This is a genomic window from Halalkalibacter alkaliphilus (genome assembly GCF_023555415.1).
Lineage (GTDB): Bacteria > Bacillota > Bacilli > Bacillales > Bacillaceae_D > Halalkalibacter > Halalkalibacter alkaliphilus.
On sequence record NZ_JAKRYL010000003.1, the window covers coordinates 211,198 to 224,295 of the forward strand.

General features: G+C 36.6%; 15 protein-coding genes. 9 read left to right on the forward strand and 6 right to left on the reverse strand.

Features of this window, described 5'->3' with window-relative positions; translation table 11 throughout:
* Positions 1 to 51: 51 nt before the first annotated feature.
* The 3 genes from MF646_RS04140 to MF646_RS04150 all read right to left on the reverse strand — a co-directional run bounded on the left by MF646_RS04140 (position 52) and on the right by MF646_RS04150 (position 3,543).
* Entirely contained in the window at positions 52 to 516 is a 465-nt protein-coding gene (locus MF646_RS04140; RefSeq protein WP_250095229.1) for a protein disulfide isomerase family protein, read from the reverse strand.
* A gap of 205 nt (positions 517 to 721) precedes the next feature.
* Positions 722 to 2,338: a glycine betaine uptake BCCT transporter gene (locus MF646_RS04145; protein WP_250095230.1), complete on the reverse strand. Its 1,617-nt coding sequence runs from the start codon at positions 2,336 to 2,338 to the stop codon at positions 722 to 724.
* 164 nt (positions 2,339 to 2,502) lie between these two features.
* Complete coding sequence (locus MF646_RS04150) at positions 2,503 to 3,543, reverse strand: FUSC family protein (RefSeq protein ID WP_250095231.1); 1,041 nt, start codon at positions 3,541 to 3,543, stop codon at positions 2,503 to 2,505.
* 148 nt (positions 3,544 to 3,691) lie between these two features.
* On the opposite strand from MF646_RS04150, the gene MF646_RS04155 reads away from it, so the two are divergent.
* The 4 genes from MF646_RS04155 to MF646_RS04170 all read left to right on the forward strand — a co-directional run bounded on the left by MF646_RS04155 (position 3,692) and on the right by MF646_RS04170 (position 6,836).
* Positions 3,692 to 4,531 carry a polysaccharide deacetylase family protein gene (locus tag MF646_RS04155; RefSeq protein ID WP_250095232.1) on the forward strand — a complete coding sequence of 280 codons (840 nt, stop codon included), beginning with the start codon at positions 3,692 to 3,694 and terminating at the stop codon, positions 4,529 to 4,531.
* A gap of 348 nt (positions 4,532 to 4,879) precedes the next feature.
* Positions 4,880 to 5,974 (forward strand): M23 family metallopeptidase, encoded by a 1,095-nt coding sequence (locus MF646_RS04160; protein WP_250095233.1) that lies wholly within the window; start codon positions 4,880 to 4,882, stop codon positions 5,972 to 5,974.
* Between the two features lie 103 nt (positions 5,975 to 6,077).
* A complete protein-coding gene (locus tag MF646_RS04165; protein WP_250095234.1) occupies positions 6,078 to 6,527 on the forward strand; it encodes a hypothetical protein in 450 nt (149 codons plus the stop codon).
* A 183-nt stretch (positions 6,528 to 6,710) separates the two neighbouring features.
* Positions 6,711 to 6,836, forward strand: a complete 126-nt coding sequence (locus MF646_RS04170; protein ID WP_250095235.1) for a GapA-binding peptide SR1P — start codon at positions 6,711 to 6,713, stop codon at positions 6,834 to 6,836.
* 113 nt (positions 6,837 to 6,949) lie between these two features.
* Here the strand turns inward: MF646_RS04170 and MF646_RS04175 are convergent, their stop codons facing one another.
* A complete protein-coding gene (locus MF646_RS04175; RefSeq protein WP_275980199.1) occupies positions 6,950 to 8,425 on the reverse strand; it encodes an aminotransferase class I/II-fold pyridoxal phosphate-dependent enzyme in 1,476 nt (491 codons plus the stop codon).
* A gap of 183 nt (positions 8,426 to 8,608) precedes the next feature.
* On the opposite strand from MF646_RS04175, the gene MF646_RS04180 reads away from it, so the two are divergent.
* Both MF646_RS04180 and MF646_RS04185 read left to right on the forward strand, forming a co-directional pair.
* Positions 8,609 to 9,577 carry an NAD(P)H-dependent flavin oxidoreductase gene (locus tag MF646_RS04180; protein ID WP_250095237.1) on the forward strand — a complete coding sequence of 323 codons (969 nt, stop codon included), beginning with the start codon at positions 8,609 to 8,611 and terminating at the stop codon, positions 9,575 to 9,577.
* Between the two features lie 3 nt (positions 9,578 to 9,580).
* Positions 9,581 to 9,856: a UPF0223 family protein gene (locus MF646_RS04185; protein ID WP_250095238.1), complete on the forward strand. Its 276-nt coding sequence runs from the start codon at positions 9,581 to 9,583 to the stop codon at positions 9,854 to 9,856.
* A 21-nt stretch (positions 9,857 to 9,877) separates the two neighbouring features.
* On the opposite strand, the gene MF646_RS04190 is transcribed toward MF646_RS04185, so the two are convergent.
* Positions 9,878 to 10,510: a YktB family protein gene (locus tag MF646_RS04190; protein ID WP_338035469.1), complete on the reverse strand. Its 633-nt coding sequence runs from the start codon at positions 10,508 to 10,510 to the stop codon at positions 9,878 to 9,880.
* 237 nt (positions 10,511 to 10,747) lie between these two features.
* Here MF646_RS04190 and MF646_RS04195 point away from each other — a divergent pair, with 237 nt between their 5' ends.
* From MF646_RS04195 to MF646_RS04205, 3 genes are all read left to right on the forward strand, one after another.
* Complete coding sequence (locus tag MF646_RS04195; RefSeq protein WP_250095239.1) at positions 10,748 to 10,936, forward strand: hypothetical protein; 189 nt, start codon at positions 10,748 to 10,750, stop codon at positions 10,934 to 10,936.
* A 147-nt stretch (positions 10,937 to 11,083) separates the two neighbouring features.
* A complete protein-coding gene (locus MF646_RS04200) occupies positions 11,084 to 11,884 on the forward strand; it encodes an inositol monophosphatase family protein (RefSeq protein WP_250095240.1) in 801 nt (266 codons plus the stop codon).
* Between the two features lie 3 nt (positions 11,885 to 11,887).
* On the forward strand, positions 11,888 to 12,778 hold the full coding sequence (locus MF646_RS04205; RefSeq protein WP_250095241.1) for an NAD(P)-dependent oxidoreductase: 891 nt from the start codon (positions 11,888 to 11,890) through the stop codon (positions 12,776 to 12,778).
* Between the two features lie 77 nt (positions 12,779 to 12,855).
* On the opposite strand, the gene MF646_RS04210 is transcribed toward MF646_RS04205, so the two are convergent.
* Positions 12,856 to 13,041, reverse strand: a complete 186-nt coding sequence (locus MF646_RS04210; RefSeq protein WP_250095242.1) for a DUF5325 family protein — start codon at positions 13,039 to 13,041, stop codon at positions 12,856 to 12,858.
* Positions 13,042 to 13,098 lie beyond the last annotated feature (57 nt).

Below are 13,098 nucleotides of genomic sequence, written 5' to 3' on the forward strand. Positions count from 1 at the left end.
TCCGGACTTTTGGGACAGCCCCTTTTTTATTTTTATGTACATTAAAAGGTTTTATAGCAAAAAATCCAGTTTCTCTATAAAAGAGATACTGGATTTTTGTATGTATTCAATTGAGGTGAGGTTTATCTTCGGTGTCTTCTCAAGTTGAAATACTTCCATTAAATGTGTTAATATTTCGTCTTTTGTAAATATACCTTCCATGCGTAAGTCCTCTTGATCACCGGTTATTACGAGCATAGTTGGGAATTGTTCGATGTTAAAATAACGAATTACCTCACGTTCATTTGCGTCAATAATTAAAAACGAAGGGATTTCACTTGGATAATTTTGTTTTAGTTCAAGGAACGCGTCATAATATGTCTTCTCATCTTGCATAGTAGAAGAATCTGAAAAAAGGACAGTAATTGTTTCGTCAGTATGTTGCTCTAAAGGATTTTCTATCGACGATGCTGCAGAAAAGCACGAGTTTAATAATAGAATTGATCCAATTATCATCACTTCGACATACTTGTCCATTACTAGTCACATCCTCTTTCTAAAATTACATTTTTTTACTAATTGCATTATGTTACTTCATTTTATCACGCATTGATTCACTTAGGATATTTATTATTTAAATGTAATCAAATAGAAATATTTAGGACTTTTATATGACAAAAGACGCCTCTCCTTGGTGGGGAAACCGGAGAAACGTCTTTTAGATTTTATTATTTATATAGTTTTATTTCTTCTTTTTTAGCTCTGCTTTTTCTTTTTTAAAGGCAGATTTTTCTTCTTTTAATCTTTCGCGCTCTTGTTTGAGCTCATATCGTTCAAGACGAATACGTTCTTTTTCAGTTGCTAAAATTGGCTTTTCTGCTTTTAATGATTTCATAATAGAGAAAATCATCATAATCATAATAATTGTAAAAGGGAGGGCGGCGATGATTGCTGCTGTTTGCAAGGCTCCTAACCCTTTCTCTGTAGAAAGTAGAACTGCTGCTGTTGCAGAAATAATCAGACCCCAAACAAATTTCACTCCATTTGGTGGGTTTAAATTTCCGTTCGTTGTTTGCATTCCCAGTACGACTGTGGCTGAATCAGCCGATGTTACAAAGAAAGAGGAAATCAAAAACACAGCAATAATGGAAAGGAGTAACCCAAGTGGAAATTGTTCGAGTACGGCAAACAGAGCTACTTCCATACCACCTTCAGACATCGTTCCCATAATGTCGGCTGTACCAAGTCTTTGTAGTTGAATTCCTGTCCCACCGAAGACAGCAAACCACAAAGCACCGAAGATAGATGGAACAGCAAGTACACCAACAACAAACTCTCTAATAGTACGTCCTTTCGAAACGCGTGCTATAAATGTTCCTACAAATGGCGCCCATGAAATCCACCATGCCCAATAGAAAATAGTCCATCCTTCAACCCAAGTCGTCTCAGGGTTGTAAACATCGAGCCTGAAGCTCATTCCAGCAAGATTTTGAAGGTAACTACCAATGCCTTGTGTGAAAACGCCCATAATGTAGCTAGTCGGACCAAATAATAAGACAAATAACATTAATGAAATAGCAAGATACACGTTTGTTTTACTTAAAATACGAATTCCTTTATTTAGACCAGTTTGGGCTGATATCATAAATAGTATAGTAACAATAAGGATGACAATAAGTTGAAGCATCACTTCATTTATCGTTTGTAAGCCTGGTATCAGATATGAAAGCCCAGCTGAAATTTGGGCAGCTCCAAATCCTAAAGATGTAGCTACTCCAAAAATTGTTGCAAAAACAACCAATACATTAATTGATGTACCTAAACCGCCATTTGCTCTTTCTCCTAACAATGGTTCTAGGACGGCACTCATAACAGCTGGCGACTCTTTTCTAAATCTAAAATATGCTAGTGCTAATGCGACGATAGAATAAATCGCCCATGGATGTAAGCCCCAATGGAAAAAGGCGTAGCGCATCGCTTCACCAGCAGCTTGTGTGGAACCAGGTTCTGCTGTAGGAGGCTCAAAGAAATGATATAGTGGTTCCGCAACGCCCCAAAAGACAAGTCCGATTCCCATTCCGGCAGTAAATAAAAAAGAAAACCAGGTTAGATAGTTATATTCAGGTTTATCATCGGGTTTACCGAGTTTAATTCTGCCGTATGGGCTAAATATTAAATATAAACAAAAAATCAAAAATCCAGTAGCGGCTAAAAGATAAAACCACCCTAATTCATTCGTAATAAAACCTTGAATGCTTGTTGTAACTGCTTCTAGATTATTTGGAGCAACGATTCCCCAAATAATAAAGGCGACTGCAATTGCAACTGAAATTGTAAAAACAGGTGTCACTTTCTTCATTTTCATCAACCTTTCTTTAAAAACCAACTTCTACCGTACCATAAACTTGAAATAGAGTGCAAAAGATTTAATCGGCTTCATGTAATTACCCGCTTGTATTCGAATGAAAACCAATAATTTAATTTTATGAAAAAAAAGAAGATCACATTTCACATTTCATTGCCTCAATCATATAACGCCTGTTTTTGGAATATATAAGTTGGATAGCTTGTTTCTTCCATAGAAAACCTTCGTTCATCTGTGGTGATTTGTGCTAATTCCGATGTAACTTCATTCAGCGAGATAAGCTCGTGACATATTTGGGATAAAAATGAATCTTGCTTATTTTGCTCAGAACGTAGTTGTTTAATTTTTTCTATATTTATAAAATGAGCAGTTGTTATTTGGTGATAATGATCTTCATAAATGTTACAAAATGATTTGATTGTATTACGAAGAAGGTCCTTTTCCTTTTTAGATAAAGATTGATTTAAGCGTAGATGACAAATTTTCCCTAAATGAAAAAGAGTAAGGTGTAAGTAATCTAATTTCTTTTGTAAGTAACCGAAAGACCTTCGCTCAAATTCACATGATCGCCTATATTGCCACTCATCATGTTGAAATTGTGTTAATTGGTAGGCCTTTGTGAGCTCTTCGTGTAAGTGCCGATAATAATGTGTGCGATCCACTGTATCGTCTAATAAATGGGATTCAAGGATCAAGGCAAATTTATTCGCTGTTTGTTGATATAAAGCATCTACTTTCTTTACTAGAATCGGTCCAAATTTAGGTGGAAGAATAACAAAATTAACAAAGGTTGAAACAATAATCCCGATCGATGTACCAGAAATTCTAATAGAAAAGTCAAAAATAGCATGATCTGTTGTACCTGGAATCATGGCTACTGCAGTTAATGTGGCAACTAGTGTTCCCGTATCAAGCTTAAGTTTTGAACAAGCGATTATTGTCAGCATTGCTACAAGTGCATAAGTGATTGCGTTTTGGCCGAGAACAAAATCAGCAGCAATAGCAAACGTTGCACCAAGAGCGGCGGCAGGTAAACGGATCATTCCTTTTTTAAGAGAATCAGCAGCTGTGGGTTCTGTTGTAACAATAGCGGTTATAACTGCAAACGTAGGTGGTAAATTAATAAGGTGGCAAATAAAAGCTGTTATGAAAACAGCGACACCCGTTTTTATTACACGTCTCCCAATCCAGCTTTTCATATCAACACGAACTCCTTAGGTGAAAATTGTTTTTTTCGGTCAGTACATACTAAATAAGTCCTACGTTTAGTATGAGAGAGAAAAAAGGAAGTTATACTCCATTTTTCGACATGAGCGTATGTTAGGAGAGAAAGGATGAGGTAATTCAATGAAACGACTTCTTATCATGGTCATCTTATTTATTATGAGCTTATTCATGTTAGTCGGATGTCAAAATGATCACGTTGAAAGCGAAGTAGAAGTTGAAGAGGAAATAGAAGAAAAAGTAAAAGAAGAGGAGGGAAGGGGAGTTGAACCTGTTCAAGAGGAGGAATTAGAAAGTGTGGATGTGGAATCAGAAGTTTTGAATGAAATTGAAAAAAAATATACAATTAACAAAACGAATTGGTTAGTTGAACCGATAGATGATGCATCTGATCAAGTAGTTCTAATAACGATAGATGATGCGCCTGAACACTATAGTGTAGCTATGGCAGAAATATTAAAACGTCTAGAAGCTGGAGCCATTTTTTTTGTAAATGGGCATTTCTTGCAAACGGAAGAAGACCGAGAAAAACTGAAAAGAATTCATGAACTAGGCTTTGAAATCGGGAATCATACGATGACACATCCGAATATGAGCCAATTGTCACGAGAAGATCAAAAAAATGAGATAATTCAATTAAACCGTTTAATTGAAGGTATCATTGGAGAACGACCAAGGTTTTACCGGGCACCTTTTGGAGTAAATACTGAAACGTCTAATGAAGTTGTAGAAGCGGAAGGGATGCAATCAATGAATTGGACGTATGGTTATGATTGGGAGAACGAGTATCAAGAAGCGGACGCATTAGCTGATATCATGGTTAATAGTCCCCTGCTTACAAAAGGGGCGAATCTGTTAATGCATGATCGAATGTGGACCAAAGAAGCATTAGAAGATATTGTTATTGGACTTAGGGAACAAGGTTATGAAATTGTTCATCCTAATGAAATTGCAACGAATTAACGAATTAGTGAAAGCTAATTCTAGAGCCCCTGAAAAAGGTGAAAACCAGAATGCACTGAAAAAGTCCTTTTTAACAGATTCTAGGAAGCAGCAATGGCTCCACACGTTGCGCGCCTGCTATAGGTGCAAAGCAAGTTTGCACCTATGAAAACCACTTATAGCAGGCTTTAAGACTAAGCAACGGTTCCGCTCATCGCTTAAAGGCCATTGAAAAGGGTCAAAACCTTTTTCAGCGGCCTTTTAATTCGTTCTTTTTTTGCTTCTTTTCTCATCTTGTCAACGGTAGTGATTAAAGGGTAAAATAATCGATATGTGACGAATTTTACACACAAGGAAAGGTTGTACTATATGAAAGCAGCTCAGAAGATTTTATCAGTATTATTTGTTTTATTTTTAATTAGTGGTTGTCAAGGTGAGCCGAATGACTCAGGTAGAGAATCGTCCCAAGCAGATGGGCTTAGTCAAAATGAAAGTGAATATAATGAAACAGTATCGATTGAAATTAAAGAAAATGAGGCTAGATTTCTACTTGATGACTTACTTGAGGTTGTTGGAGGAAGTTATGAATTTGATGAAATTCACCGTACATTACAATTAACAATTAATGAAGACTCGTTCTATTTAATTGACGAAGTACCTGTTTTAGAGAGAAATGGGGAGTATATTCCTTCAGAGGATATTTACTTAATCGTAGAAGGTGAAGCAGGTAATGAAGAGATTTATTTACCAGTTGAATTTCTTGGACAAGCTCTCGATACGAGTGTTGTTTTTAGCGATGATCAAGTTTCATTCGATTGGTATGGTCCAGCAGAAAGAGTGGGGGGACCTCCAGAAGCATTCACATTTGAAGAGTGGACTGTTGATGAAATGGTTGAATATTTATCATTTCTAGAAAAACCAATCAAAGGAGCTCAAGTTAGTAAAATTCCAAGCCATTTGCCAGGTGCTCCAAGACCATACCGCAATGGATTCCATGAAGGGATCGACTGGTATGATCATGCTAGTGGTGGGGGAATCACAACAGAAACACCAATTTACGCAATGGCTGAGGGGGTTGTTGTGAGAGCAGATCATGATTTTGTTGAATATGAATCGTCTGAAATTAGAAATCAAGATTTAGCTTATACAGCCGAGCTTCAAGATACGCCGGAATATATTTTTGACAGGCTAAGAGGAAGACAAGTGTGGGTCCAATATCAAGGTGGAGTTATGAATCGATTTGCTCATCTTCATGAGATCCCTAGTGACTTACAGGTTGGCGATCGTGTAACTGCTGAAACGGTTATTGGATATGTCGGAAACTCAGGGACAAGTGATGGAGTGATAGGAGATTATAATGCTGGCTTGCACTTGCATCAGGATCTACTGATCTATGGAGAACTTTTTTGGAAACCATTATCTCAAGAAGAAGTGTTAGAAGTGTTAGAAAGAATCTGGGACTAGAATGTTTCGACAATAGTTACTTTAACATTGCAGCCTTCGACATGGGTATTATGGTAAGCTAAGATAGAGGGTAGTTGATTTTGTTTGGTTGGAGGTTTCTAGTATGGATAAGTCCTATTTTCTTGATGAGCTACGCCTAGAAATTGGTCTTGTGCGTGAACAAGTACAAACATTATCTAGTTTCTATAGTGGTATTACAAGAAAGTTTGCTAATATTATGGATAATCGTTCCTCCGTTTCGATCTATGAAGCGACAGATCGTGAATTTATTATGAGAGTGTGCGCTGGTCCATGTTATTTAGTTCAGTTGATGTCCTTTGGTGAAGGGATACTTAGTGAAGTGGCAATAAAAGGAGATCTGTTCCATCAAGTGGAACAAGATATGCAAATCATTTATTTGCCATTTTATAAAACGCATCATTTACTAGGTATTATGGTTTTCTATATCCCTTTGGATTACTATGTTGTGTCTGAAGACGATTTCGTTTTCTTAAAAGAGGTAGGGCGTTTTATTGAGGTTCAACATGAAACGTTTTATCCACATACTTATTAAAAGTAGATTCAAAGAGGGTACTGGTTAAAACTCCATTAATCAGTATCCTCTTTTTTATTTTTAAAAAAAATTAATGTGACATACAATTAATGATTGACGTAACCAATTAGTATGTATTATTATATGGTTAAGGAAATTAAAACCGCTTCCAAAATATTAAAATGCATAAAGGGGATGACTCAAATGGGAATTATCATTTGTCAATCATGTAACAAGACTATCGATGTGTTTGAAGGTGAAAAAGTCACAAAGCTTTATGCAAAGGGAAATGGTTGCACACATTGTAAACAAACCGAACAAAAAAAATAATGATACAAAAGAAGAAGGACTCCCACTTTGGGAAGTCCTTCTTCTTTATATATAGAATACAATGAGGTTTTTTCGAAAAAGCCTGAAAGAAAAGGCCGCTTGTGCGACTTTTCTTATCGAATTGCTCTATGTTCTTTTATAACACGCAATGATTGGAATGTTGCATCTTCAGGACCTTGCACAGGTAAATCATTTTTTAAGTTTTCTTCAATATAGGATAGATTTTCTTCGGTTACAATTTCTCCTGGAATGAGAATAGGGATTCCAGGTGGATAAACCATAATAAATTCAGCAATAATTCTCCCGGCTGATTCATGAAATGGAACGACCTCTGTTTCAGCGTAAAAGGCATCGCGAGGAGACAAAGCTAGAGTAGGAATGTTAGGCACATACACAGACGATCTTTGATTAGTTCTAGTACTATTTGCTTTATCAGAAGCAAGGTGTGATAGTGCATCAATTAAAATGTCCATTTTTTCTTGTGTATCCCCTAATGTGACAATACATAAAATATTGTATAAATCTGACATTTCAACTTCAATGGAGTAATGTTCACGGAGCCAAATTTCAACTTCATGACCACTAATACCTAAATCTCTTACACTAATAATTAATTTTGTTGGATCGATATCAAACGTTGCTTTTGTACCTAAGATTTCGTCGCCTACACATGTTAATCCATCAATTTTATTAATGAGGGCTCTTGTTGTTTCAGCTAGAGTAATGACTTCAGAAATTAATTGTTCTCCTTTCGTTGCAAGTTGTTTTCTAGCAACATCTAAAGAGGAGAGTAGTAAGTAAGAAGTTGAAGTAGTTGTCAACATACTAATAATAGATTGTACACGTTTAGGTGAAATAAGGCCTTCTTTAACATTTAAGATGGAACTTTGCGTCATCGAACCCCCAAGTTTATGAACACTTGTTGCGGCCATGTCAGCTCCTGCTTGCATCGCTGAAATCGGCAATTGATTATGAAAATGAATATGAACTCCATGAGCCTCATCCACAAGCACTGGAACATCATACGAATGAGCAATTTCAACTATTTTCTTTAAATTTCCAGCAATCCCAAAATAAGTAGGATTAATGACAAGGAGTCCCTTTGCATCAGGATGTGAATCTAACGCTTTTTCAACTGAATCTGTTGTTATTCCATGAGATATTCCTAGGACAGGGTCGATCTCAGGATGAATGAAAATAGGAGTAGCTCCAGAAAAAATAATGGCAGACATTATCGATTTATGCACATTGCGAGGAACGATGATTTTGTCTCCTGGACCACAGACAGACATGATCATTGTCATAATGGCCCCGCTTGTCCCTTGTACAGAAAAAAACGTATGGTCTGCACCAAAAGCTTCAGCAGCTAATTCTTGTGCCTCTTTTATGATCCCGTGTGGATGGTGAAGATCATCCAATGGTTCAATATTTATTAAGTCAATTGAAAGGGCGTTTTCTCCAATGAATTGTCTAAATTCAGGGTCCATGCCTTTTCCTTGTTTATGCCCAGGAATATGAAATTGAATGGGTTGTTTTTCGGCGTGATTACGTACACCGGTGAACAACGGAGTAAGATGTTGTCGTGACAACAGGTTCACCTCATTTTTCATTATAAACTAAAAGCTAGTTTTAAAAACTTCTAAAACAAATTTGAGTATATCAAAAATGTGGATGAAAGCAAAGATACAATAACCGGATTGATGTGCAAATTTGACAAAATTCAGCGTTCTTATATGTTACGATTTTGGTAATTCAGCTAGGGAGGGGTTTTAATGTGGGAGAATAGAGTAACAAAATTATTAGGAACAACATATCCGATTATACAAGGAGGACTTGCCTATTTAGCGTACTCCGAATTAGCATCTGCTGTTTCAAACGCAGGTGGATTAGGACAAATTACAGCAATGTCACTTCCGTCTCCTGAGGCTTTAAAGGAAGAGATAAGAAAAGTAAGACAAAGGACAAAACATTCATTTGGCGTGAATTTCGCTATTGGACATCATGGACGAAGTTATGAACTTATGCTAGAAACAGCGATTGAACAAGATGTACCTGTAATATCAATGACCGGTGGAAATCCAGCTCCATTAATGAAGAAGTTAGAAAATACGAAGATAAAAAAGGTCGTTTTAGTTGCGTCTACAAGGCAAGCGCAGAAGGCAGAAGCTCTCGGTGCAGATGCTGTAATGGTTGTCGGCCAAGAAGGTGGGGGACATCTAGGAAAAGCAGATACAGGGACTATTGTATTAGTACCTCAAGTAGTTGATGCCGTATCAATCCCTGTTATTGCGTCTGGTGGAATTGGAGATGGAAGAGGGTTGATGGCTGCATTGGCTCTTGGAGCAGAGGGAATTGAAATGGGGACTAGATTTATCGTTACGAAGGAATGCGTTCATGCACATCCAAATTATAAAAAGAACATCATAACGGCAACGGAGAACGATACAACTGTTATAAAACGTTCGATCGGATCTCCTGCACGTGCCTTGAAGAATAAATGGACAAATAAAATCCTTGATATTGAAAAGGTTGAACCGACATATGATGCTTTAAAAGAGTATATCAGTGGAGATGCAAACAAATCCTATATTTACGAGGGAAACGAAGATGAGGGATTTGGCTGGGCAGGGCAAATCGTAGGAAGAATTCATGAAGAGTTGACAGTATCACAATTACTAACGAAAATAATCAATGAAGCACAGATGATACGAAAACAATGGGTTGTAATAGGAGGAGAATAAATAATGGAATCTAAATTACCTATATCTCTCGATTGGTCGACAGAAGAAGTAATTACTGTTATTCAATTTTTTGAGACAATTGAGAAAGCATATAAAAAAGGAGTGGATAGAGAGAAACTTCTCAGTGATTATCGAAGGTTTAAGGAAATCGTGCCAAGTAAAAGCGAGGAGAAACAACTCTTTAAACAATATGATGAGGAGCTAGGAATATCTAGTTACCATTGCATAAAAAAAGCCCGTGAAGGAACGGAGAATATAATAAAAATGGAAAGAGGATGAATACTCTTTCCATTTTTATTATTAAGATTGAGACATAGCTAGTTGATAAATTGGCAATAGTTGTTCGTATGTTTCCTTAGTAAGGTTCAGCAATGCATGTCCATCTTGAACGATTGATTGATTAGGCTTAAGGTGACGGCCTACTAAGAATTCAGCTTTTTTTACGTCGCGTAATCTTTCTAAATCTGCAATGATATCACTTTCATTTTTGTCTCCGATTGAGGTTGCGTCCTTTTTCATATGGTCTAATGAAATGACGTACTCATCCGGTAAGTCCATTATTAGATTACTATTTGTCATTAAGCTCTCGGCGATAGCCTTTTTATTTGGTGCCTCATATATTAGAGCAAACCAGATGAATAAATGATCGTCAAATAAACCTAGTTGAAAATGTGGATGCTTTTTGTAACCGCGTTTATCATGAGCTATTGCCATCCACGTATCATTTGGCGGATTAACCTTTCGTCTAGCATGTCTTGCAATATGAAGGTACATTTCGTTTCCAGCGAGAACAGCAAGTTCCTCTGCTAATATATCTCCAAGCGCTTTAAATTTTGGTTGGATTTGTGTTTGAATTGCTTCCATTCTTGCTTCAAGGCCATCGATATGGAAGACATTAAAATCTGACTGTGAAAATCCTTTTAAACTCATCATTTTAACCTCGCTTTATCATTTATAAATGTATTTTATCATATCTTATCTAATAAACTCGAATGATATGCTGTTGATCATTAGGACATAAAACATGATTATATTAATATTTTAATCTTTTTTTAATTAACATTTTCTTCTATTATCAAATGTGCTATAATAAAATTAATTTAAATAACAGAAAATTTAGTTTTTATTTAGTGGTTAGTATTTTGACTATATAAAGAGGAGTGAAGCCGTATGGAACAAGTTGTGCAAGCTTTTATTCGCGAAGATGGTGAAATGAGAATTCCGGTGTTGCGTCTTGAAATTGATTATGAGCTAGCGACTCTACATGATGCTTTACTCGATGAAGATTTACTAACAATTAAACAGACAAAACAACGACTTGAACAATTACGACAAGAACTTATTTTATTAGAAGTATAGTGGTATTTAATTTCTTGAGAGTGGCTTTTATTAGGGTATAAGCTACTCTCTTTTTTTTGACTTGAAAAGGGTTACTATTTTTCTATTTGGAAAATGTATGTCATAATGGAAATTGAAAAGTGAAGTACCATTTAGGAGGTCATGTAGATGTCAGTCGACTGGTTAGAACTTGAAAAGATTGCTAGAGCATGGACATATGAAGCTGCTGGCTTGATCAAAAAATCTCTCGCCAACCCTATTCATATTGAAGCCAAGTCTAATCCGGATGATTTAGTTACTGAGGTTGACAGAGCAATTGAATCATTCTTTTATCATAAGATTGATCAAACATATCCTGAGCATCATTTCTTAGGTGAAGAAGGGATTGCTGAAGAACTTAATTCGTTAGATGGAACCGTTTGGATTGTTGATCCGATTGATGGGACAATGAATTTTGTTCATCAGAAATATAATTTTGCTATCTCAGTCGCTGTCTATCATGATGGAGTCGGAATGGTCGGTCTTATTTATGATGTAATGAATGACGAATTATTTCATGCTGTTCGGGATCATGGTGCTTATGTAAATAATGAGGAGCTCGTTCCTGTTAAGGAGCGGCCTTTACATGAATCAATTATTGGATTGAATGCAAAATGGTTAGTGCAAGAAAAAAATCCATTTCGAAATCCACTGAAAGCACTCGTCCGAGATGTGAGAAGTATTCGCTCTTATGGATCTGCTGCTCTTGAAATAGCTTATGTCGCAGCAGACCGATTAGATGGGTATATAAGTGTAAATCTGTCCCCTTGGGATTATGCGGCTGGGATCGTTTTATTAGAAGAAGTGGGCTGTAAGGCTTCTACTTTTAGAGGAGAACATCTAAATTACTTACAAAAAAGTACCGTTATTGTTGGGAAACCAAGATTACATAAAGAGATGGTTTCTTCGTATGTTGGAGAGGAGTTATAAGTGATGACAAACGTTGGCTTTATTGGTTTAGGAACAATGGGATTGCCAATGACTAAACATTTAATTGATGCTGGTTACAAAACATTTGTAGTAGGCCGGAGTAGAGGACCAATTGATAAAGCTGTAGCGCTTGGTGCAGAAGAGGCAGCTTCCCCGAAAGACTTAATTGAGAAAGTGGACATTGTTATGACTTGCTTACCGATGCCACAAACCATTATTGATGTTTATGAAGGGGAAAATGGTTTAGTCGCTGGGGCTGTAGAAGGGAAAATTGTGATAGACCACTCTACTGTTAATCGTGAAACAAATGAACATGTTGCTAAATTATTAGCTGAAAAAGGGGCGTTTTTTATTGATGCTCCAGTTAGTGGCGGACCAATGGGGGCTTCTGCAGGAACATTGACAATTATGTGTGGTGGAGAAGAAGAAGCCTTTGAAAAAGCTATGCCTGTCATGAAAGCTTTTGGCGAGTATATTGTTCATGTTGGACCAACTGGCAGTGGCACGGTTGTCAAGTTGCTTAATAATATGTTAATTGGTGTTCATCAATCAGCCTTAGCAGAATGCTACATAATGGCAGAAAAAGCAGGTGTTGATCCTGCAATAGCATATGATTTAATTAAAAGAAGTGCAGGATTCTCAAAAAGTATGGATTGGTCTGTTGATGCCATCCTTGACCGGAAATTCGAACCACGCTTCTCTATCAATCTTTTACATAAAGACATTTTGCTTGCCTTACAGTTAGCGGAGGAAGTAAACATGCCACTTGATTTAATAAAATTAGGAGAACAGAAAGTAGCGGAAGCGAAAGAAAAATACGGCGAGAAAGACGTATGTGCAATTGTTCGTCCATTAGAAGAGAAGACAGGAACAGTTTTAAAAAGAAAAGGGTAAAAAAACAGAATTGACTAGATTTTTACATAAAAGCACGCAAGAAAAGTTTGATTTTAAACCTTTCTTGCGTGCTTCTTTTACAATTCGCTTGATTCTCTAATTTTTTTACGAAGCGTGAACCCAAGGCCGGTTGCGATGAAAACTCCAGCTATGGCAAGAACAGCAATCAGAATACTTCTTTCAGCAACAGCGACTCCAATACTCATTATGCAAATAACGGTAATAGCAGAAAGCAATAAAAACAATATATTTTCTTTCTTCATTTATGAGATCCCCCTCAAAAGATCATTCGCTTATCATTAGTGTAACTCTTATTTGAA